The organism is Streptomyces sp. NPDC055013 (genome assembly GCF_053608645.1).
The window spans coordinates 431799-452503 of record NZ_JBSGVW010000001.1; the positions used below are offsets into that span (position 1 = coordinate 431799).

Sequence of the window (20705 nt, forward strand, 5' to 3'; positions counted from 1 at the left end):
GGTGAAGGAGGCGACCTGGAAGCATGATTGTGACAACGTTGTCGGAGGATCGCTGACAACGTTGCCAAACCCTGCACCGTGGGTGTGGGCCCGTCAAGACTTCCGACAGGGCCGGATCCTTGTTTCTTTAAATTAGTAATTAATATTGACAGGGTTCCGGCCGCGCGCCACAGTCATCGCCGTGACGCCGACGGCCCCGGCCTCCGGCGCGGCCCGCGTCACACCTCCTCCTGCTTCCCAACCTCCGGGAGAGGCACGTGACTTCACTCGCTCTCGCGACCGCGATCTCCGTGGTCCTGACCGCCTCGGCGGCCCCCACCGCCACCGCGCACACCACCGTGGACCAGGGCGCGCCCGACTACTACGACAGCGGTCTCGCCCCCACGCCGTACATGGGCTGGAACACCTACTACGGGCTCGGCGCGCCCACCGAGAAGGAGGTCCGGGCCGTCGCCGACAAGCTCGTCAGCAGCGGGCTGCGCGACAGCGGCTACGACATCGTGTGGCTGGACGGCGGCTGGCAGGCCGACAACCCCCGTGACGCGCAGGGGCGGTTGACGGCCCACCCCGAGCGCTTCCCGTCCGGCATCCCCGCCCTGGTCTCCTACCTCCACAAGCGCGGTCTGAAGGCCGGCATCTACACCGACGCCGGCGCCTACGACGGCGGTAAGACCTGCGGGCTCGGCAGCCGCGGCCACTACGACCAGGACGCACGGCAGTTCGCCGACTGGAAGGTCGACGCGATCAAGGTCGACTTCCTGTGCGGAATCGGCGCGAAGCTCGATCCCGGGCCCGCGTTCAAGGAGTTCAGCGACGCCGTCGCCAAGTCCGGCCGCAGGATGCTGCTCAACCTGTGCAACCCGCTCACCGACGACTGGGGCCTGCCGCACACGCCCGAGCAGGACGCGCACAACACCTACGCCTACGCCCCGACCATCGCGGACTCCTGGCGCACCGGGACCGACATCGCCTGGGGTACGCCCAGCCCGGGCCAGTGGCCCAACGTCCTGCGCAACATGGACGCCAACGCCTGGCACCCCGAGGCTCAGGGGCCCGGCCACTACAACGACCCCGACTACCTCATCCCGATGCGCCGCATGACCGACGGGTCGTACGAGCTGACGCAGGAGGAGTCCACCACCCAGTTCGTGATGTGGGCCGAAATGGCCTCGCCGCTCGTCCTCGGCTCCGACCCGCGCACCCTGTCCGAGTCGATGATCAAGACCTTGCGCAACCCCGAGATCATCGCCGTGAACCAGGACCCGCTCGCCGTCCAGGGCGTCCGCGTGGCCACCGACTCCGTCGGCGACGTCTACAGCAAGGTCCTCTCGGGGCAGGGCCGCCGCGCGGTCGTTCTCCTCAACCGCTCCGACCGGCCGGTCCGGCGCACCGTGACCTTCGCCGACGCGACGCTGGGCGGCGCGGTCAAGGTACGCGACCTGAGGGCGCGCGCCGATCGCGGCACGCACACCGGGTCGTACACCGTCGAGGTCCCCGCCCATGGCACCGCGTTCCTGAAGCTGACCGGGGAGGACGCCCTGCCCGGCAGGAGCCTGGGCGAGAAGGCGACCGCGAGCCCGGCCCTGGTGCGCGACGGCGACACGCTGACCACCTTCTACCGCGGACCGCGCGGGAACCTCGTGCAGCACTCGGCGTCGACGAACGGCGGCGGCACACCGCGTACGAGGGACCTCGGGGGCCCGGCCAGGGGCGGGATCCTCGGCCAGCCCGCCGCCTACGCGTCCTCCGGCGGCCGGATCGACGTGTTCGCGCGCGGCGCCGACCCCCGTGTGTACCGGCGGGTGTTCGCCGACGGACGGTGGGGCGGCTGGCAGAGCCTGGGCGGACGGGTGACCGACGCGCCGTCGGTCGCGTTCGCCGACCCCACGAACTGGACGCTCGTCGCCCGCGGGGCGGACGGGCGGATCGTGCAGCGCGGGCCGTCCTCCGGATGGTCGTCGCTCGGTGCGCCGGGCGACCGGCCGACGTACGGCAGGCCCTCCGCCGCGGTCGACGCGCGGGGGCGGGTCCATGTCGCCGTGCGGACCTCGGCGGACGACGTGTGGACACGGGTGCGGGACGCCTCGGGGGAGTGGTCGGAGTGGGCCTCGCTCGGCGGGACCGTGAGCGGCAGTCCGACGCTCGTCGCCGTGGGCGACGCCGTGGTGCTGTACGCGCGGGCCGGTGACTACACGCTCTGGCAGCGCCGCCACGACGGTGCGGCATGGCAGGGCTGGTCGAAGCGGGAGGAGTTCCCCAGTGCCGCCTTCGACGGCTCGCTCGGGGCGGTCGCGGGGGAGGACGGTGCGGTCGACGCCGTGTTCCGCGGGGTCGACGGATACGTCCACCGGACCCAGTTCAAATAAATTAGTAATTAATCTTGACGTGGTGGAAGCGCCACGCGAACCTGGATCCGCCGCGCGGACCCACAGGGAGCTCTTCATGACCAACCCTCAGCCCAGCCGACGGCGCTTCCTCGCCGGACTCGGCGCCGCCGGGACGGCCTCGCTGCTCAGCGGCTGTGTCACGTCCACCTCCTCCTCGAAGTCCTCGTCCACGGGCGCGGTCACCCTCCAGTCCAACCTGTCCGCACCGCAGGCCAAGGCGGCGATGGAGGACATCGTCGCCGCCTACGGCAAGAAGAACGCCGGGAGCGTCAGCCTCAACACGGTCGCCGCGGAGACCTTCCGGACCCAGCTGCCGACGTACCTGACCTCCGCCAACCCCCCGGACGTGTACACCTGGTACCCGGGCTCGGTGGCGGACGCCTACGCGAAGAAGGACCTGCTGCTCGACCTCGGCGAGCTCTGGCAGTCGCCCGACCTGGGGCGCTACTCCAAGGCACTGAACTCACTGTGCACCGCCGGCTCCGGCAAGAAGGTCTTCGTGCCCACCACCTACTACTGGTGGGGCATGTTCTACCGGAAGTCCAACTTCGCCAAGTGGGGCGTGCGCGAGCCGAAGACCTGGGACGACTTCCTCGACCTGTGCGACAAGCTCAAGAGCAAGGGCGTCGCCCCGATCGGGCTCGGCGCAGGCGGCAACACGGCCTGGGTGGCCTCCGCCTGGTTCGACTACCTCGACATCCGCATCAACGGCGCCGAATACCACCGCCACCTGCTCGCCGGACAGCACCGGTTCGACGACCCCGAGGTCCGCAAGGTCTTCGACCGCTGGCAGGAAGTGCTGCCGTACTTCGACCCGAACGGCACCGCGGGTGCCTTCCAGGACGCCACGACCGCCCTGCTGAACGGCCGTAGCGGCATGATGCTGATCGGCACCTTCTTCGCCGACGCGGCACCCAAGGACGCCCTCGACGACATCGACTTCTTCCGCTTCCCGGTCATCGACGCGAAGGTCCCGCCGGCCGAAGAGGCCCCCACCGACGGCTACTTCGCCAGCGCCCGCACCGGCCGCCGCGACGGGGTGCTCGACCTGCTGGGCTACCTCGCCACCGCCGAGGCGCAGGAGATCTACATCAAGGGATCGTCCGGCACCGCCCTGCCCTGCCATCCCGACGCCGCCGACGCCGGCACCGCGCTGGTGAAGAAGGGCCGTAAGCACATCGAGGAGGCGGCCGAGATCACCCAGTACTTCAACCGCGACTCCAGCGACGCCCTCCAGCCCACCGCCGACACCGCGCTGACCAAGTTCCTCGCCAAGCCCAAGGAGATCGGGAGCATCCTCACCGACTGGCAGCGCGACGCCGAGAAGATCTGGAACGCCTGACATGGCCGTCCTGACCGCCCCCCACCGCAAGCTCCCGGTCCCGGCGCCGTCCCGTGGCGGCCGGGGCCGGGGACCCGGGCGCACACCCCCGCTGGTGGTCGCCTTCGTCCTCGTCCCGCTGCTCGCCGAGGCGGTGTGGGTGTTCTGGCCCGCGCTGCAGGGCTTCTACCTCGCCCTGACCAGCTGGGACGGTGTGTCGGCACCGAAGTTCGTCGGCCTGGACAACTTCCGGGAGATGGCGGGCGACGACGTCTTCCGCGGCGCGGTCGGGCACACCGTGCTGTGGCTGGTGCTGTTCGGCGGCCTCTCGGCCCTGCTGGGCCTCGCCGCCGCGATGCTGCTCCAGCAGGAGCGGCGCGGCATCGGCTTCTACCGCGCCGCCCTCTTCCTGCCCGTCGTGTTCTCCCTGGTCGCCACCGCCCTGGTCTGGCAGGCCATCTACCAGCCCGACGGTGTCCTCAACCAACTCCTCGAGTCGGTGGGCCTCGGCAGCCTGCGGCACGCCTGGCTCGCCGACCAGGACACCGCCCTGTACGCGGTCATCGTGCCCGCGCTGTGGCGGCAGATCGGCTACGTGATGGTCCTCTACCTCGCCGGGCTCAAGGGCATCGACCCGGCGCTGTACGAGGCCGCCAAGGTCGACGGCGCGAGCGCCTGGCAGCGCTTCCGGCACGTCACCCTGCCCCAACTGCGCAGCGTCAACGCGGTCGTTGTGTCCGTCATCATCATCGACTCGCTGCGCTCCTTCGACGTCGTGTGGTCGCTGACCCGCGGCGGCCCCTACCACTCGTCCGAACTGCTGAGCACCTACATGTACTCGACAGCCTTCCAGTCCCTGCGCCTCGGATACGGCTCCGCCCTGGCCGTCGTCATCTTCCTGCTGGCCTTCGGCGTCATCGCCTCCTACCTCGTGCGCGCCTTCCGGGAGGCCGACTGATGCCGGCCACCCGTACCTCCGCCCCGCGCACCTCCGCCGGCTCCGCGGCGCTGCGCCGCCGCCGCACCGCCACCGCGGGATTCCACCTCGGCGCCGGTGCGCTCGCGGTGCTGTGGCTGCTGCCCATCGCCCTGGTCCTGGTGACCAGCCTGCGCTCCTTCGACGACATCGCCGCGCACGGCCTGGGCAGCTGGCCCCACTCCTTCACCCTCGACAACTTCCGGCTCGCCTGGGTCGACGGCGGTCAGCAGCGCGCCCTGATCAACAGCCTGCTCGTGACCGTCCCGTGCGTCCTGGTGACCCTGGCCCTGGCGGCCATGGCGGCGTTCGCCCTCAGCCGCTACGAACTGCCCCTGCGCCGCTCCCTGTTGCTGCTCATGCTCGGCGGCAACCTGCTCCCGCCGCAGATCCTGCTCATCCCGGTGTCCAAGCTGAGCGAGCTGATGGGCGTCCACGACACCCTGACCGCGCTCATCGGGGTGCAGATCGGCTTCGGTGTCGGGTTCTACGTCTTCGTCCTGCACGGCTTCATGCGGGCGATACCGGCCGAGATCCAGCAGGCCGCCGTCGTCGACGGCGCGGGGCCCTGGCAGATCTTCTGGCGGATCATCCTCCCGCTGACCCGGCCCGCGCTCGCCGCGCTGAGCGCCCTGTCGTTCACCTGGATCTTCAACGACCTGCTGTGGGCGATCACCGTGCTGCGCAGCGACACCAAAATGCCGATCACCGCCGCCCTCATCGGACTCCAGGGCCAGTACGTGTCGATGTGGAACGTGATCGCCGCCGGCTCCGTCATCGCCGCCGCGCCCACCGTCGCCGTGTTCCTGCGGTTCCAGCGGCACTTCGTGGCCGGCCTCAACCTGGGAGCGGTGAAGTGACCTCGCACCGGCGTTGGACCCTGCACACCGAGCACACCAGCTACACCGTCCGCCTCTCCCCGCAGGGCCCGTGGGCCGAACTCGACGCCTGGGGCCCGCTCGGCGTCGAGTACGGCCCCTCCGCCCTCGACCGTTCCCGGCGTACCCACTTCGTCACGCCCGCCGACGCAGCCCCCGCCGAGTATGTGCCGCACGGACTGCGGCCCTTCACCGGCGCCGACCTCATCGCGGCACGCCCGGGCGAGGAGCGGGGCGTGTGGTGGGACTTCGAGGGAGCGGAGGAAGGGCAGGGGACGCTGCGGCTCGCCTTCACCGACGAGGTGCTCGGTCTGCGCACGGTCCTGTGCTACGAGACCGTGCCGGGCACGGACGTGATCCTCCGCTGGACCGAGCACACCGGCAGGGCGGAACTGCGACTGGAGCGGTTCGACTCCGGCGCGGTGAACATCCCGGTGACCGACGCGGCCCGGCTCACCTACCTCACCGGCCAGTGGTCGCAGGAGTTCCAGCGCACCCAACTCGACCTGCTCAGGGGGACGTTCACCATGGGCAGCCTCCAGGGCGCGCCCGGGCACGCGTACGCGCCCTGGCTCGCCGTGCAGGACGGGGACGCGCAGGCCACGTACGGCATCGCGCTCGAATGGCCGGGCAACTGGCACATCACCGCCGAGGCCGAACCGGGCGGTTCGGTGCGCGTGCGCGCCGGGCGGGTCCCCCACGAAGGCGCGGTCCTCCTCGCGCCCGGAGACACCCTCGTCACTCCCCGCCTCGCCTGCGCCTTCAGCCCCGACGGACTCGACGGGCTGTCCCGTGTCTGGCACCGCTACGAACGCCACCTCGCGGGCGACCGGCTGCACCGCCCCCGCAAGGTCCTCTACAACTCCTGGGAGGCAACCGGCTTCGACGTCGACGCCGCAGCACAGCTGGAGCTGGCGAAGGCGGCGGCGGACATCGGGGCCGAACTGTTCGTCGTCGACGACGGGTGGTTCACCGGCCGCGGCGACGACACCGGTGGGCTCGGCGACTGGCATCCCGACCCGGCCGCGTTCCCACAGGGCTTCGACGGGTTCGTCGACGAGGTGCACGGCCTGGGCCTCGACTTCGGCCTGTGGGTCGAACCCGAGGCCGTCAGCCCCGGCAGCCGGCTCCACACCGAACACCCCGACTGGGTCTACCGCATCGACGGCCGGCCCGTCCGCCTGATCCGCAACCAACTCCTGCTCGACCTCGGCCGCACCGACGTCCAGGACTTCGTGACCGGCACCCTGGACCGGCTCCTCGGCACGTACGACATCAGCTATCTGAAGTGGGACATGAACCGCCCGCCCACCGAACGCGGCCGCCCCGGCGCCGGGCCCGCCGACCGCCTCGACCTGGACGCCGAGCACGTCCACGGCTACCTGCGCGTGCTCGACCACCTGCGCACCACCCACCCCCACGTCACCGTCGAGGGCTGCGCGGGCGGCGGCGCACGCGTCGACCACGCCACCCTGGCCCGCACCGACGTCGTCTGGCCCAGCGACAACACCGCCCCGCTGGACCGGCTCTCCATCCAGCACGGCTTCCTGCACGCCCACGCCCCGCACGTCATGAGCTCCTGGGTCACCGACGCGCCCGGCATCTTCGACCCGCGCCCGCGCAGCCTCGCCTTCCGCTTCGTGAACGCCATGTGCGGGGTCCTGGGCATCGGCGCGGACCTGCGCGCATGGACTCCGGAGCAGCGGGTCGAGGCCGCGCGGTGGATCGCCCGCTACAAGGATCTGCGCGAGGTCGTCCACCACGGCGAGGCCCGGCTGCTCGGCTCTCCGGCCGACCCCACCTGCGGGGTCCAGTACGACGCGGGGGACCGCACGGTCGTCGCAGCGCTCGGCACCGGACGGCTCGACGGTTCGCCCCTCGTGCCCGGCCGCCCCGACCGGCTCCGGCTGCGGGCACTGGAGCCGACGGCCCACTATCGGGACACCGCCACCGGGACGACGTACAGCGGCGCCCATCTGCTGCACTACGGGCTGCCGTTCGCCTGGAGTGCCGATCATGACGCGGACCTCGTGGTACTGACACGTCAGTGAGCCGCATATGTTTCCCGCACGGCCTGTCCCCGCTCACGGAGCACCCGCGACACGCTCACGAAGGAGTCGACCCACGATGGACCGCTTCACCGGCCGCACGGCCGTCGTCACCGGTGCGGCCTCCGGAATCGGCGCCGCCACCGCCGCACGCCTCGCGGCGGAGGGAGCCGCCGTGGTCCTCGCCGACCTGTCGCAGGATGCCGGTGCGGCGGTCGCCGAACGGATCGCGAAGGACGGCGGCCGGGCCCGGTTCGTGCGGGCCGACGTGGCGGCGGAGGACGACTGGCAGCGGATCGTGGCCGCCGCCCACGACTTCGGACCCGTGGACGTCCTCGTCGGCAACGCCTACACCGTCGACGTCGTCCCGGCCCACCAGATGACCCTGGAGTCGTGGCAGCGCCAGCTCTCCGTGAACCTCACCGCGAGCTTCCTCGGTTTCCGGGCGGTGCTGCCCGATCTGCGGGCCCGGCGCGGGGCGACCGTGCTGACCTCGTCCGTGCACGCCCGCGTGGGGATCCCCGGCCATCCCGCCTACGCCGCGTCCAAAGGCGCGCTGCTGTCCCTGTGCGGTCAGCTCGCCGTCGAGTACGGGCCCGACGTCCGCGTCAACGCCGTCCTGCCGGGCCCCATCCTCACCGCCGCCTGGGACCGGGTGCCGCCCGAGGACCGTGAGCGCAGCGTCGCCGAGACGGCCGCCCGCCGCTTCGGCACCCCCGAGGAGGTGGCCGCGGCCATCGCCTTCCTGAGCGCCGACGAAGCCGCCTACATCACCGGCACGAGCCTGGTCGTGGACGGCGGCTGGAGCGTCGTGAAGGCGTCCGCATGACCGCCGCCGTCCCCAGTTCCCAGCAGAAAGGCTGTACGACATGACGCCCTACGCCCGCCGCGGCGTGCACGGCCAGACAGTGGAGGCCCTCGCCCGCCGCATCCTGGGCGGCCGGATCCCCGAGGGAGCCACGCTCGACCTGGTGGCGCTGCAGAGCGAGTTGGACGTCAGTCTCACCGCCCTGCGCGAGTCCCTGAAAGTGCTCGCCGCCAAGGGGATGGTCGACGCCCGCCAGAAACGCGGCACCTTCGTCAGAGCCCGCGCCGACTGGAACCTCCTCGACGCCGACGTACTGCGCTGGCAGTTCGAGGGCGCCGACGTCGCCACCGATGCCGACCGGACGCTGCTGGCCGACCTCGCCGAAGTACGCGCCATCGTCGAACCGGCCGCCGTACGCCTCGCCGCCGAACGCCGTACCGACGCCGACCTGGCGGCCCTGGACGCGGCGCTGGAGGCGATGGGTGAGCAGGGCTCCGACCCGGGACAGGCCGTGGAGGCCGACCTCGCCTTCCACCGCGCCCTGCTCTGCGCCACCCATAACGAGCTGCTCCAGCGCATGGAGATGGTCATCGAGCCCGGCCTCGCCCACCGCGACCGCATCGTGCACAGCCACCCGCACAGCGAGGACCCCGTACCGGCCCACCGGGCCGTCCTGGACGCCGTACGCGACCGGAACGCGCAGGCCGCGGAGGCGGCGATGCGGGCCCTTCTCGTCCAGGCCGGACGCGACCTGGACCGGATCGACGGACCCGACGACACGAAAGGCAACGGCGGTAAGTGAAGATCACCCGAATAGAAACCTTCCTGGTCCCGCCGCGCTGGCTGTTCTGCCGGATCGAGACCGACGACGGCGTGGTCGGCTGGGGGGAACCCGTCGTCGAGGGACGGGCCGAGGTGGTCCGTGCCGCGGTGGACGTCCTCGCCGAGTACCTCGTCGGCCAGGACCCGCTGCGCATCCAGGACCACTGGCAGGTCCTCACCAAGGGCGGCTTCTACCGCGGCGGCCCCGTCCTGTCCAGCGCCGTCGCCGGCCTCGACCAGGCCCTGTGGGACATCGCCGGCAAGACCTACGGAGCCCCGGTGCACGCCCTGCTGGGCGGCCCCGTGCGCGACCGCGTCCGGGTCTACGCCTGGGTCGGCGGCGACGAACCCGCCGAGCTCACCGAACAGATAGCCGCCCAGGTCGAGGCCGGTTTCACCGCGGTCAAGATGAACGGCGCCGGCGCCACCTCGCCGATCGGCACCGCGGCCGAGACCGCGGCGGTGGTCGCCCGTGTGGCCGCCGCCCGCGAGGCACTCGGCCCCGACCGTGACGTCGCCGTCGACTTCCACGGCCGCTTCACCGCCGCGAGCACCCGCCGGGTCCTGGCCGAACTCGCCCCGCTGCACCCGCTGTTCGTCGAGGAACCCGTCGTCCCCGAACACGGCCATCTGCTGCCCGGCCTGGTCGCCACGACCCCGATCCCCCTCGCCACCGGCGAACGCCTCTACTCCCGCGCCGAGTTCCTGCCCGCCCTCACCGCGGGCATCGCCGTCGCCCAGCCCGACCTGTCGCACGCCGGGGGCATCTCCGAGGTCCACCGCATCGCCTCCCTCGCCGACACCTACGGCGCCCAGCTCGCCCCGCACTGCCCGCTCGGCCCGATCGCGCTGGCCGCCAGCCTCCAAGTCGCCTTCGCCACACCCAACTTCCTGATCCAGGAACAGAGCCGCGGCATCCACTACAACAAGGACGCCGACCTGCTGTCCTACCTCGCCGACCCCGCCCCGTTCCGTTTCGTGGCCGGTCACGCACCGCTGAACGACGCCCCGGGCCTGGGCATCACCATCGACGAGGCGGCCGTACGCGCGGCCGACCGCAGCGGACACACCTGGCGCAATCCGGTCTGGCGGCACGCCGACGGCTCCTTCGCCGAATGGTGACGAGGGTGCCGGCCATCACCACCGACCCCGCGCACGGCGGCCGCTGGACGTCCCTGCGTTCGGGGGGCCGTGAATGGCTGTGGCACCGTACGGCGCCGGAACGGGACAAGGCCGTACCGGGTGATGCGTTCGTGGACGCGGGCGGCCTCGAGGAGTGCGTCCCCACCGTCCGCGGCCTTCCCGATCACGGCGACGCCTGGTCACGCCCCTGGACCCGCACCGGCGACACCGAACACGTCGAGTGCGAGTCCTTCGCCCTCGCACGGTCGATCCGCGCCATGTCCGACGGCACCCACGTCGACTACACGCTCACCGCACGGCCCGGCTTCCGCTTCGTCTGGGCCGCGCACGCCCTGCTCGACCTCTCGCCGCACGCCACCCTGCGCATGCCGGCCGGCGCGGCCACCCGCCTGTTCCCCGAGGCCGCCCCTCTCATGGCCCGGACCTGGCCCGCCGGGGCACCCTGGATCACCGGCAGCTGGCCCGCACCGCACGGGCTGCCCCTCGACCGGCTCGGCCCCGACGACGGCACCGCGGTCGGGGCGGTCGTCGACTCGGCGCGATGCTGCGTCCACGACGACCGCGACCGGCTCGCCCTGGAACTGGTGGCGGACGGACAACCCGTGTCGATCGCCCTGTGGCGCAACCTCGCCGGCTACCCCCGGCCGCACCCGTACCGGAGCACGGGCGTGGAGCCCATGCTCGGCCGCGTCTTCGACCTCGCCGACGCCGGCCCCGACGACGCCGCGCGGGTACCGGCGTCCGGCGAGGTCCGCTGGCGTCTCACGCTCACCGGGGCCTGCCGCTGCCCCTCGACCCCCGCACCGAAGGAGCACCGTCCGTGGACCTGACCGCCGCGCTGGCCACCCACCGCCTGGTCGCGATAGTGCGGGGCGGCGACCCCGACGCCGCCCTGCGCACCGTGCTGGCCCTGGCCGAGGAGGGCGTCGAACTGATCGAGGTCTCACTCGCCGCCCCGGGCGCCCTCTCCGTCATCGAACGCGCCCGGACCACGCTCGGCCCGGACCGACCCCTCGGCGCCGGCACCGTCCTGACCGCCGAGGACGCCCGCGCCGCCCACCGTGCCGGAGCCGACTTCGCCGTCACGCCGGGACTCGGCGACGGCGTCCGCGCGGCGCGGGAGCTGGGCATGCCGGTCCTGGCCGGTGTGCTGACCCCGACCGAGATCATCGCGGCGCAGGCCATGGGAGTGGCCGCGCTGAAGGTCTTCCCGGTCGCCGAGGCCGGGGGAGCGGCCTATCTGAAGGCCCTGCGCGGCCCGTTCCCCGACGCCGCGTTCGTCCCGGTGGGCGGAGTCGACGAGGTCGTCGCCCGCGCCTGCCTCGCGGCCGGGGCCATCGCGGTCGGCGTCGGCTCCCCCCTCGTCGGCGACGCGGCCGACGGCGGCAGCATCACCGCGCTCAGGGAGCGGGCCGGTGCCTTCCGCAAGGTTGTGGAAGAGGTGACGCGGTGACGCCGGAGCTGCGCCCCACCCGGCCCGACCGCCTCGAACTGGGCGAGGGCATCCGCTGGACCGGCTCCGGCATCGTCCTCGTCGACATCCTCACCGGCTGCCTCATGTCGGCCCCGGACGACCCCGCGGCACCCCTGCACACGGTGGCCCAACTCCCCGTCCCGCTGGGCGCCGTGGCACCCCTGGCCGGTCACGTCGGCGCGTGGATCGCCGCCGCGGGCACCGGCATCTGCATCCTCCACCCCGACGGCAAGGCCGACTGGCTGGCACGGCCGGAGGACAACGCCCGGCCCCCGATGCGCATGAACGACGCCGTCGCCGACCCGTTCGGCCGCTTCTGGGCCGGCAGCATGGCCTACGACGCCGAGGAGGGTGCCGGTTCGCTGTACCGCCTCGACCGGGACGGCACGGTCGTACGGGTACTGGAGGGCATCACCGTGCCCAACGGACCGGCGTTCACGCCGGACGGCAGCGTCATGTATCTGGCCGACAGCGCGCGGGGCGTGGTCCGGCGCTACCCCGTGGACCCCGTCACCGCGGCCCTCGGCGCACCCCGGGATTTCGTGACGATCGGCGAGGGCAGTCCCGACGGCATGGCGGTCGACGTCGAGGGCGCCGTGTGGATCGCCGTCTGGGGCACCGGCACCGTCCGCCGCCATCTCCCCGACGGCACGCTCGACCGCACCCTGCGGTTGCCCGCACGACAGCCGGCCGGTCTGTGCCTCGCCCACGACGTCCTGCACATCACGACCGCCCACGTGGGCCTGCCCGCACCGGGCCCGGACGACGGCGCCCTGTTCACCACCCGCGTGAACGTGCCGGGCACGCCGACGCCCGCGGTCCGGCTGGACATCGCCCGGCATGCTACGACCACCTGGGATCGGACGAGCCGGACCAATGCCGGCGATCCCCCGAGGCCCACCGCCGTCGGGGACCAGCCGTGACCGCCGCGGGGCTGTCCGGTACCGGATCCGCTGCCGCCGCCGCGCAGGCATCCGGTGTGACGGTCGGGCCGCCATTCGGTGTGGGGGCCCTGGGAGCATCAGGGGCCGCAGCTGCTGAGGCATCCGGTGCGGCCGTTGTTCGGCCGTCTGTTGCGGCTGCCGCGGAGACCTCCGGGGTGTGTGTCGGGTGGTCGTCCGGTATGGCAGCGGTAGGGGCGTTCGGCGCCGCGCCTGCTCAGGTTTCCGGTGCGGCCGTTGTTCAGCCGTCTGCTGCAACAGCCGCGGAGACCTCCGGGGTGCATGGTGGGCGGCCGTCCGGCATGGCGGCCGTAGAGATATCCGGCGCCGCGCCTGCTGAGGCTTCCGGCATGACGGGCGGGCCGCCGTTCGGTGTGGGGGCTCTGGGAGCATCCGAGGCCGCACCCGCCGAGCCGACCGGCATGACCGCCCCGCCGCCATCCGATACGGCACCCCCGGAGGCACCCCCTACGCCCGCCGCCCAGGCATCCAGCACGACCACCCCCTGGCGCCCCACCCCGGGCCCCGTCGTCTGCGTCGGCGAGACGATGGCGGCCATGGCCCCCGACCCGCCGACCCCGCTGGTGGACGCGGCGCACCTGCGGGTGTCCGTGGCGGGTGCCGAGTCGAACGTCGCCATGTATCTCGCCGACCACGGCATCCCGGTGGCCTGGCTCTCCGCGCTCGGCGACGACCCGCTGGGACAGCGTGTGCGTGCCACCGTCGCCGCCGCCGGCGTCGATGTGTCGCACGTGCGCACCGACCCCCACCGCCCGACCGGCCTACTGGTGAAGGACCCGAGCCCCGCCGGGACCCGCGTGCACTACTACAGGCGCGGTTCGGCCGCCTCCGCCCTGGGCCCCGAGGTCCTGGACTGCGAGCCCCTGCGCACGGCCTCGCTGCTGCACCTGACCGGTATCACGCCCGCGCTCTCCGAGCCGTGCCGTCGCCTGGTGGCGCGGGCGCTGGACCCCGAGGGCGCCGCACGCCCGTACGCGGTGAGCTTCGACGTCAACCATCGTGCCGCCCTGTGGCCGGACGGCTCGGCCCCGACGGTGCTGCGCGAGCTGGCGGACCGGGCGGACATCGTCTTCGTCGGCCTGGACGAGGCACAGGCCCTGTGGGGCGAGAACCTGACACCGCAGGACGTACGGGAGCACCTCCCGCGCCCGCACATCCTCGTCGTCAAGGACGGCGCCAACGCCGCGACCGCGTTCAGCGACGAAGGCAGAGCCACGGTGCCGACGCCGCGCGCGACGGTGGTGGAGCCCGTCGGCGCCGGCGACGCCTTCGCGGCCGGCTTCCTCGCGGGCCTCCTGCGGGGCAGGACCACGGCACGCGCCCTGCGACTGGGCCACATCACCGCCGCCTCCGCCCTCCAAGTGACCGGAGACCACGGTCCGTTGCCCGGCTCGCAGGACATGGAAGCGCTACTCGATCTGTCGGTGCAGGAGTGGGCGGAACGGGCCGCCGTGGCGCCGTCGGCCTGAGCCGGGCGATACACCCGGTGGGCGTCCGTCCCAGCCAGGTCCCGGCTCGACGCGCGGTGCGGCATTTACCTCCCTATGCTCCATTTGTGTGACGAACATTTTTGATGAGCTCGTGGAGAAGCAGCGCGCGGCCGAGCAGGCGCACCACCGCGTGGAGAAGCTGCGGGGCATGTACGGGCCGCCCACTCAGGAAGGCGGCTGGAGTCAGCGGCAGACCACCACGTACAACACTGCCTTGCGGGCCTGGCGGGACCTGGCTCGGGATGTGCGGACCGCGGTTGCCGACTATGCGAAGGCGCAGGGCGAGCAGCGCAGCGATGTCGAAACGCAAGTGAGGAGAGCCGTCCGGCAGAAGGAGACGGGCGACGTCGGCGCGTAGGGCTGACGCGTAAGGGGGCGACGCGTAGAGACAGGGACGGGCGCGACCTGGCTCGGCAGCACTCTTGACGCAGTGAGTCTCGTTACGCAACTCTGAAGGTCACAGGCTTCACGGGTCTTTGTCGGGGATGGAGTTGGTGCGGAGTGGAGTGGACGGGCGCACGCTATGCGGACACGCCCACGGTCGAAGTGCGGACGTGGGTGGACGCGCCGCCGGACCGGGTGTGGGAGATCGTCTCCGATGTCACGCTGATGCCGGACATGAGCGACGAGCTCCAGTCGGTGCAGTGGCTCGACGGCGCGGTCCGGCCCGCCGTGGGTGCCCGGTTCGTCGGCAGGAGCAGGCACGAGTCCCTGGGCGAGTGGGAGACCACCTCGCATGTCATCGAGTGCCGGCCTCCGCACCTCCTCGCCTGGGCCGTGTCGGACCCTGCCAGTCCCTCTGCCGTCTGGCGCTTCCGCCTGGAGTCCAAGGACGGCGGAACCGAACTGGCCGAGTGGATGCAGATGGGCCCCGGCCGGTCCGGTCTGTCCTTCGCCATCGACGCGATGCCGGACAAGGAACAGAAGATCGTGTTCGTACGCCTGCGTGAGTTCGAGCGCAACATGACCGTCACGCTGGGGCAGATCAAGAAGCTGGCGGAGGCGTGATGAGGGCCGCGATCACGGTCGAGGCGTCGGGGCTCGGTTCCTGGACCCGGCAGGCGGACTTCGTCGTCGAGGCGGAGAAGCTGGGCCTGGACATCTGCTGGGTGGCCGAGGCCTGGGGCTCGGACGCGCCCTCCGCCCTGGGCTACTACGCCGCCCGCACCGAACGCATGCTGCTGGGCTCCGGAGTCATGCAGGTAGGAACGCGCACCCCGGTCGCGCTCGCGCAGACCGCGATCACCCTCTCCAACCTCTCCCAGGGACGCTTCCTGCTCGGCCTCGGCCCCTCGGGCCCGCAGGTGATGGAGGGACTGCACGGCGTTCCCTTCGCCCGCCCGCTGGCGCGCGTCCGCGAGACGGTGGAGATCGTGCGGCAGGTCCTGGCCGGCAGCAAGATCGACCACTCCGGCACCGAGTACCGCATCCCGCTGCCCGGCGGCGACGCCGTACCGATGAAACTGTCGATGCGGGCCGAGCACCCAGTGCCCCTGTACCTGGCCGCACTGTCACCGGCCATGCTCCGGCTGACCGGCGAGGTCGCCGACGGCTGGCTCGGCACGAGCTTCGTGCCCGAGGGAGCGGCGGGCGCCTACTTCGCTCACCTGGACGAAGGGCTGGCGCACGGCGGGCGCGTCCGAGCGGATCTGGACGTCTGCCAGGGCGCCGAAGTGGCCTTCGCCCCCGACGAGGAAGCCCTGAGCGCCATGGTGGCCGGCCGCAAGAAGGAACTGGCCTTCAGCCTCGGCGGCATGGGCTCGGCGTCCACCAACTTCTACAACCGTGCCTACAGCAGGCAGGGTTGGGCGGAGGTCGCCGCAGAGGTACGGCAGCGCTGGCAGGCCGGCGACCGGGACGGGGCAGCCGCGCTGGTCACCGACGAGATGGTCCTCGCGACGACGTTGATCGGCACCGAGCCCATGGTCCGGGAGCGGCTCCGAGTCTGGCGCGACGCGGGCGTGGACACCGTCCGCCTGTACCCGTCCGGTGCGGACCTGGCCGCCCGGCTCGACACCCTGGGCCGCGCGATCGAGCTGGTCCACGAGGCCGGAGCGCGGACATGAGCGCGCGGACGTCCTTCGCGAACTGGCCGTGCTCCATCGCGCGGACCCTGGACGTGGTCGGGGACGCCTGGACCCCGCTGGTCCTGCGGGAGGCGTTCTACGGCTGCCGTCGCTTCGACGACTTCCAGACAGAGCTGCGCATCGCCCGGAACACGCTCACCGACCGGCTGCGGCGCCTGGTCGAGGCGGGGCTGCTGGAGCGACGGCTCTACGAGAGCGAGCCGCCACGCCACGAGTACCTGCTGACGGAGAAGGGCAAGGACCTCTTCCCGGTCCTCGCCGCGATGGCGAGCTGGGGTGACCGCTGGCTCGCCGGGCCCGAGGGACCCCCGGTCACCCTGCACCACGAGACCTGCGGCCACGACGGTCGGGCGGAAGTGGTGTGCTCCGCCTGCCACGAGCCGCTGCACGCCGACGACACGACCGCACGGATGGGCCCCGGCTACCCGGACCGCCTCAGGTCCCGGCCCGACATACAGCGCCGATTCTCCAAGGACTGATCCGACCGATAATTGCGGGACTTGTGATACTCGCTCAACTACCAGTAGCTTCGGGCGAGTTCGTGCGAGTGCACTTCATGAAACCGGGGGATTCCGAATGACGCTCAAGAACCGGATCGAACGTCTGAGGCTGCGTGGTGCCACCGTATCCGCCGCCATCGCCGTAGCGGCCGTCACCACCATGGTCGGTGCGTCTCCTGCCGCGGCCATGTGGATCGACGACAATCCCGGCCCCACCGTCGACAACTGCTCGCCCGGCCACGTCTGCGTCTACGACACGTTGATTCCCATGGGCAACCCGGTCCCCGAGCACCGTTATTACCACTACGGCACGTACAACTTCGTGAACGAGTACGACGACCACACCGTCTGGAACAACCAGACCGGCGGGGCGCGCGCACTGCTCTGCCTCGGCTACAACGGCACGAACTGCACCGTGACGATTCCCGCCGGGAAGGCGTTCCACGGTTCGCTGACGCCGTACAACTCGATCAAGCTGGTTCCCTGACCGTCCTTCACCGGATCCGGTGCAGCTTCCAGAACGGGTTGAGGTCTTTGCCGGTCACGGATTGCGCGGCCTTCTTGAATTCCGCGGTGGTGGAAACGCCGTACCAGTGGTCGCGGGCGTACTGCTTGAGGAGGCGGGCCATGGTGTTCGCGCCGAGAGTGCGTTCCAGGTACGCCAGCGCGCAGGGGCCGGCCGTATAGAGCAAGTGGTATTCGCCGGGGTGTCCGGCCCAGTACGCCATCGAATGGGTCAGCGCCGTTTCGTCGCTCGGCCAGTCGACCTGAGACCAGCAGTCGCGGGTCTCCCAGCCGTAGAAGCGGGCGTTGGCGTACTGGGCGAAGCTCTCGTCGAGCCAGGGCGCGCCGTATTCGTCGTTGCCCACGATGCCGTACCACCACTGGTGGGCGACCTCGTGGACGACGGCACTGCCCTCCTCGGTGGGTGCCGAGCAGGACCAGTCCGGGGTACTCCATCCCGCCGCCGAACCCGCTGGTCATCACGAGGTCGAGCTCGTCGTAGGGATAGCGGCCGACACCTCGCCGAACCGGTCGACCGCGGCGGCACCGTCCTGGCGGCTGAGGCGCACCCCCTCCGCGGACGTGCCCGGCGCCCAGTAGGACCTCACCCGCACGCCGCCGGGCGTGGTCTCGGTGGCGGTGCGGAACGGGCCCGCCGCCCATGCGAAGTCCCGCACTCGGTGCGCGACACTCAGCGTCAGGCTGCGACCGTGCTTGCCGGGGCGCGTCCAAGTGCGTCCGGTGGCCGGGACCTTGAGCGCCGTGGGGTGGTCGATGGCCACCCGGAAATCGCCGGCCAGGGTGTGGAAGCTCTCCCCGGTCGACACGTACGGATCGAGGTGCCAGCCCTTGGCATCCTGCACGGCCGGCACCGGCAGCGCATTACCCAGGAAATGGAAGGCGCCCTAGCGGCCGAAGCGGCCGTTGCGCTCGGGCACGGTGATCGACACGTCGAAGGCGACGACCGCGCGCTCCCCGCGCGCGAGCGGCCTCGGCAGAGCGATCCGCAGAGCCGTGCAGTTCACGGAGAGCCCGCCCGCAGTGCCCCCGCTCATCCTGGACACCTCGACCGGTGACGGCGCTCCCGGCGAGCCGCATTCGTCCACACCGTTGCCCCAGAGCCGGACGAACACTTCGCGCAGCGGCCGATCGGAGGAGTTGCGCAGCGACACGCGCTGCCGACCCGTCCAGCGAGAGCCGTCGGCGTTGCCGCGCAGCGACACGTCGTAGCGAAGCCGGTCGGGTGTCGCGGCGGGCGTTGCGGTGGTCGTGGCCTCGGCCCCGGATGCCGTGACGGCATCGGCCCCGGTGGCGCCCTGTGCGGCGAGCAACGCGAGCAGGACAATCAGCAGACGGCCGGCGGCCCTTGACGACCACGCGGGTAACGACGGCATGGCAGCGGATCATGCCACAGCGAGTGAGGCATTGGCCCTCACGTGCGGGAAGTGGCGAGCTCCGCTCCGCTCTCGGCGGCGTACGAGGGGGGTGGTGAAGACTGTTGGCATGGAGTTCTTCTGCTACCACCGTGATCGGCCCGACTCCCTGGAACTGCGCGACCAACTGCTGGAGGAGCATTGGTCGTACATGGACCTCTTCGCGGCACAGATGATCGCCCGGGGGCCGACGTTCGCCGCCGACGGTGACACGCCGTCCGGCAGCGTGCACATCGTCGACCTGCCCGATGCCGCCACCGCCCGCGCGTTCGCCTTCGACGAGCCCAACTATCAGGCCGGTGTGTACCGGGACGTGCTGCTGCGGCGTTGGCAGAACCTGCTCGGACGCACCATGTGGGATTTCCCCGGCGGCGCCACCGAGGGCAACCGCTACCTGGTCCTCGGCCTCGGCTCGGGACAGGCCGCCGACCAGGATCTGCCGCCCGAGCGGGAGGAGTTGATCGCCTACGGGCCCCTGCTGTCCGACGACGGCACCGCGTGGCTGGGGACGGCTGCCCTGGTGCGGGCGCCGGACCCGGCGACGGCACGCGCCGTACTGACGCCGAAGCGGTACGCCGATGTCGAGGTCCACGACTGGCAGTTCGGCGGGCGGCGGTCCTGAGACGAGGCCCACCGGACCTATCCGCCTCACACGTCAGCCGTCGCGAGCCTCGACGCGCGGACTCGGGGGCTCAAACGGGATACGCGTGGGTCTGTGCCGCCTTCACCGTCGCCCAGACCTCCGCGCCCGGGTGCAGATCGAGTTCGGCGGCGGCGACCGTGGTGAGGTCCGCGGCCAGGGGGAGTTCGCCGGTGAGATCGGCGCGGATCTGGTCGCCGTGCGTCTCCAGGCCGGCCACCTGGCACTGCCAGAGGTTACGTGCGCTGGACCCGGTCGGGCGGTCGCGGTGGAGTGTGACCGCGCTGGGCGGGAACGCCACGAAGACGGGACCGGACAGGTCCTCCGTCGTGGTGACGGACGGCCCGGCGGCGAGTCGCACGGTGTGGCCCTCGGCCTCGCCCCGGTAGAGGTTCAGGCCGACCAGCTGGGCGATGTAGTCCGTACGGGGGTGGCGGGCGATGTGGGACGGGGCGCCCTCCTGGACGACTTGGCCGTGCTCGACGACGACCAGGCGGTCGGCCAGGACCATGGCGTCGAGCGGATCGTGCGTGACGAGCACGGCGACCGCCTCGAACTCGGCGAGGTGACGCCGGAGTTGGGCGCGGACCTCCAGGCGGGTACGGGCGTCCAGCGCCGCCAGCGGCTCGTCGAGCAGCAGCATCCGGGGGCTCGTGGCGAGCGCGCGGGCGAGGGCGACACGCTGGGCCTGGCCGCCGGACAGCTTGCGCGGCTTGGCGCCCTCGTGAGCCGTCAGCCCCAGGCGGCCGAGCCATTCGGCGGCCTGCGCCCGCGCCTCAGCCTTGGACGCGCCCTGGCAGCGCGGCCCGAACGCCACGTTGTCGAGCGCGGTGAGGTGGGGGAAGAGCAGGTAGTCCTGGAAGACGACGCCGACCGGCCGGGACTCGGGCGGCGTACGGTCCAACTCCGCACCGTCCAGCCGCAGATGGCCGGCGCTGAGCGGGGTCAGGCCGGCGAGGGCACGCAGGGCGGTGGTCTTGCCGGCACCGTTCGGGCCCAGCAGCGCGACCACCTCGCCGGGAGCGACGGTCAGCGTCACGTCGAGGCGGAAGGCACCACGGTCCACGACGAGTCGGGCGTCGAGCCCGTCCGGAACGGCGTCGGCGTGGACGTCGTAGGTCTCGGTCATCCGGCAGTCATCTCACGGTCGGGCAGGGCCGGCCCGGGGTGGGCGGGCGATCCTGCGGTGGTTCAGGCCTGGTCGTCGCGCTGCGGTCGGTGGGAGCGGGTGT

General features: G+C 72.0%; 19 protein-coding genes and 1 pseudogene. 18 read left to right on the forward strand and 2 right to left on the reverse strand.

Annotated features, from left to right (window positions below; all coding sequences use genetic code 11):
- Window positions 1-257 precede the first annotated feature (257 nt).
- The 17 genes from ACWGDB_RS01840 (at window position 258) to ACWGDB_RS01920 (ending at window position 17383) form a co-directional block, all read left to right on the forward strand.
- Window positions 258-2366, forward strand: coding sequence for a glycoside hydrolase family 27 protein (locus ACWGDB_RS01840; protein ID WP_453820572.1), 2109 nt, complete (start codon window positions 258-260; stop codon window positions 2364-2366).
- A gap of 76 nt (window positions 2367-2442) precedes the next feature.
- Complete coding sequence (locus ACWGDB_RS01845; protein ID WP_453820573.1) at window positions 2443-3729, forward strand: ABC transporter substrate-binding protein; 1287 nt, start codon at window positions 2443-2445, stop codon at window positions 3727-3729.
- Between the two features lies 1 nt (window position 3730).
- Window positions 3731-4666, forward strand: a complete 936-nt coding sequence (locus tag ACWGDB_RS01850; protein ID WP_453820574.1) for a carbohydrate ABC transporter permease — start codon at window positions 3731-3733, stop codon at window positions 4664-4666.
- Window positions 4666-5544 (forward strand): carbohydrate ABC transporter permease, encoded by an 879-nt coding sequence (locus tag ACWGDB_RS01855; protein WP_453820575.1) that lies wholly within the window; start codon window positions 4666-4668, stop codon window positions 5542-5544. The genes ACWGDB_RS01850 and ACWGDB_RS01855 overlap by 1 nt, the downstream gene beginning before the upstream one ends.
- Entirely contained in the window at window positions 5541-7613 is a 2073-nt protein-coding gene (locus tag ACWGDB_RS01860) for an alpha-galactosidase (RefSeq protein ID WP_453820576.1), read from the forward strand. The genes ACWGDB_RS01855 and ACWGDB_RS01860 overlap by 4 nt, the downstream gene beginning before the upstream one ends.
- A 76-nt stretch (window positions 7614-7689) precedes the next feature.
- On the forward strand, window positions 7690-8439 hold the full coding sequence (locus ACWGDB_RS01865; protein WP_453820577.1) for an SDR family NAD(P)-dependent oxidoreductase: 750 nt from the start codon (window positions 7690-7692) through the stop codon (window positions 8437-8439).
- Window positions 8440-8479: 40 nt separating this feature from the next.
- Window positions 8480-9220: a FadR/GntR family transcriptional regulator gene (locus ACWGDB_RS01870; protein ID WP_453820578.1), complete on the forward strand. Its 741-nt coding sequence runs from the start codon at window positions 8480-8482 to the stop codon at window positions 9218-9220.
- Entirely contained in the window at window positions 9217-10362 is a 1146-nt protein-coding gene (gene dgoD, locus ACWGDB_RS01875) for a galactonate dehydratase (RefSeq protein ID WP_453820579.1), read from the forward strand. Before ACWGDB_RS01870 ends, dgoD begins: the two co-directional genes overlap by 4 nt.
- Window positions 10356-11213, forward strand: a complete 858-nt coding sequence (locus ACWGDB_RS01880) for a hypothetical protein (protein WP_453820580.1) — start codon at window positions 10356-10358, stop codon at window positions 11211-11213. Before dgoD ends, ACWGDB_RS01880 begins: the two co-directional genes overlap by 7 nt.
- A complete protein-coding gene (locus ACWGDB_RS01885) occupies window positions 11204-11836 on the forward strand; it encodes a bifunctional 4-hydroxy-2-oxoglutarate aldolase/2-dehydro-3-deoxy-phosphogluconate aldolase (protein WP_453820581.1) in 633 nt (210 codons plus the stop codon). The genes ACWGDB_RS01880 and ACWGDB_RS01885 overlap by 10 nt, the downstream gene beginning before the upstream one ends.
- Window positions 11833-12780 (forward strand): SMP-30/gluconolactonase/LRE family protein, encoded by a 948-nt coding sequence (locus ACWGDB_RS01890; RefSeq protein WP_453820582.1) that lies wholly within the window; start codon window positions 11833-11835, stop codon window positions 12778-12780. Before ACWGDB_RS01885 ends, ACWGDB_RS01890 begins: the two co-directional genes overlap by 4 nt.
- 566 nt (window positions 12781-13346) lie before the next feature.
- A complete protein-coding gene (locus tag ACWGDB_RS01895) occupies window positions 13347-14288 on the forward strand; it encodes a sugar kinase (RefSeq protein WP_453820749.1) in 942 nt (313 codons plus the stop codon).
- Between the two features lie 88 nt (window positions 14289-14376).
- The gene (locus ACWGDB_RS01900; protein WP_453820583.1) at window positions 14377-14667 is read left to right on the forward strand and encodes a hypothetical protein; all 291 of its coding nucleotides are present in this window, start codon (window positions 14377-14379) and stop codon (window positions 14665-14667) included.
- A 143-nt stretch (window positions 14668-14810) separates the two neighbouring features.
- Entirely contained in the window at window positions 14811-15317 is a 507-nt protein-coding gene (locus ACWGDB_RS01905) for an SRPBCC family protein (RefSeq protein ID WP_383602003.1), read from the forward strand.
- Entirely contained in the window at window positions 15317-16375 is a 1059-nt protein-coding gene (locus ACWGDB_RS01910) for an LLM class flavin-dependent oxidoreductase (RefSeq protein ID WP_453820584.1), read from the forward strand. The genes ACWGDB_RS01905 and ACWGDB_RS01910 overlap by 1 nt, the downstream gene beginning before the upstream one ends.
- Complete coding sequence (locus tag ACWGDB_RS01915; protein WP_453820585.1) at window positions 16372-16875, forward strand: winged helix-turn-helix transcriptional regulator; 504 nt, start codon at window positions 16372-16374, stop codon at window positions 16873-16875. The genes ACWGDB_RS01910 and ACWGDB_RS01915 overlap by 4 nt, the downstream gene beginning before the upstream one ends.
- 97 nt (window positions 16876-16972) lie before the next feature.
- Window positions 16973-17383: a hypothetical protein gene (locus ACWGDB_RS01920; RefSeq protein WP_453820586.1), complete on the forward strand. Its 411-nt coding sequence runs from the start codon at window positions 16973-16975 to the stop codon at window positions 17381-17383.
- A 7-nt stretch (window positions 17384-17390) separates the two neighbouring features.
- Here ACWGDB_RS01920 and ACWGDB_RS01925 read toward each other — a convergent pair.
- Window positions 17391-18794: pseudogene (locus ACWGDB_RS01925) on the reverse strand (M1 family metallopeptidase).
- 109 nt (window positions 18795-18903) lie between these two features.
- Between ACWGDB_RS01925 and ACWGDB_RS01930 the strand changes: the two are divergent.
- The gene (locus ACWGDB_RS01930; protein ID WP_453820750.1) at window positions 18904-19455 is read left to right on the forward strand and encodes a YciI family protein; all 552 of its coding nucleotides are present in this window, start codon (window positions 18904-18906) and stop codon (window positions 19453-19455) included.
- A gap of 70 nt (window positions 19456-19525) precedes the next feature.
- Here the strand turns inward: ACWGDB_RS01930 and ACWGDB_RS01935 are convergent, their stop codons facing one another.
- Entirely contained in the window at window positions 19526-20602 is a 1077-nt protein-coding gene (locus ACWGDB_RS01935; protein ID WP_453820587.1) for an ABC transporter ATP-binding protein, read from the reverse strand.
- Window positions 20603-20705: the final 103 nt, after the last annotated feature.

Excerpts from the sequence above, each read along its gene's own strand:
- ACWGDB_RS01865 (WP_453820577.1), top strand. The coding sequence starts at position 7,690 with ATGGACCGCTTCACCGGCCGCACGGCCGTCGTCACCGGTGCGGCCTCC.
- ACWGDB_RS01910 (WP_453820584.1), top strand. The coding sequence starts at position 15,317 with ATGAGGGCCGCGATCACGGTCGAGGCGTCGGGGCTCGGTTCCTGGACC.
- ACWGDB_RS01895 (WP_453820749.1), top strand. The coding sequence starts at position 13,347 with ATGGCGGCCATGGCCCCCGACCCGCCGACCCCGCTGGTGGACGCGGCG.
- ACWGDB_RS01880 (WP_453820580.1), top strand. The coding sequence starts at position 10,356 with ATGGTGACGAGGGTGCCGGCCATCACCACCGACCCCGCGCACGGCGGC.
- ACWGDB_RS01920 (WP_453820586.1), top strand. The coding sequence starts at position 16,973 with ATGACGCTCAAGAACCGGATCGAACGTCTGAGGCTGCGTGGTGCCACC.
- ACWGDB_RS01850 (WP_453820574.1), top strand. The coding sequence starts at position 3,731 with ATGGCCGTCCTGACCGCCCCCCACCGCAAGCTCCCGGTCCCGGCGCCG.
- ACWGDB_RS01930 (WP_453820750.1), top strand. The coding sequence starts at position 18,904 with ATGGAGTTCTTCTGCTACCACCGTGATCGGCCCGACTCCCTGGAACTG.
- ACWGDB_RS01870 (WP_453820578.1), top strand. The coding sequence starts at position 8,480 with ATGACGCCCTACGCCCGCCGCGGCGTGCACGGCCAGACAGTGGAGGCC.
- ACWGDB_RS01845 (WP_453820573.1), top strand. The coding sequence starts at position 2,443 with ATGACCAACCCTCAGCCCAGCCGACGGCGCTTCCTCGCCGGACTCGGC.
- ACWGDB_RS01935 (WP_453820587.1), bottom strand. The coding sequence starts at position 20,602 with ATGACCGAGACCTACGACGTCCACGCCGACGCCGTTCCGGACGGGCTC.
- ACWGDB_RS01855 (WP_453820575.1), top strand. The coding sequence starts at position 4,666 with ATGCCGGCCACCCGTACCTCCGCCCCGCGCACCTCCGCCGGCTCCGCG.
- ACWGDB_RS01915 (WP_453820585.1), top strand. The coding sequence starts at position 16,372 with ATGAGCGCGCGGACGTCCTTCGCGAACTGGCCGTGCTCCATCGCGCGG.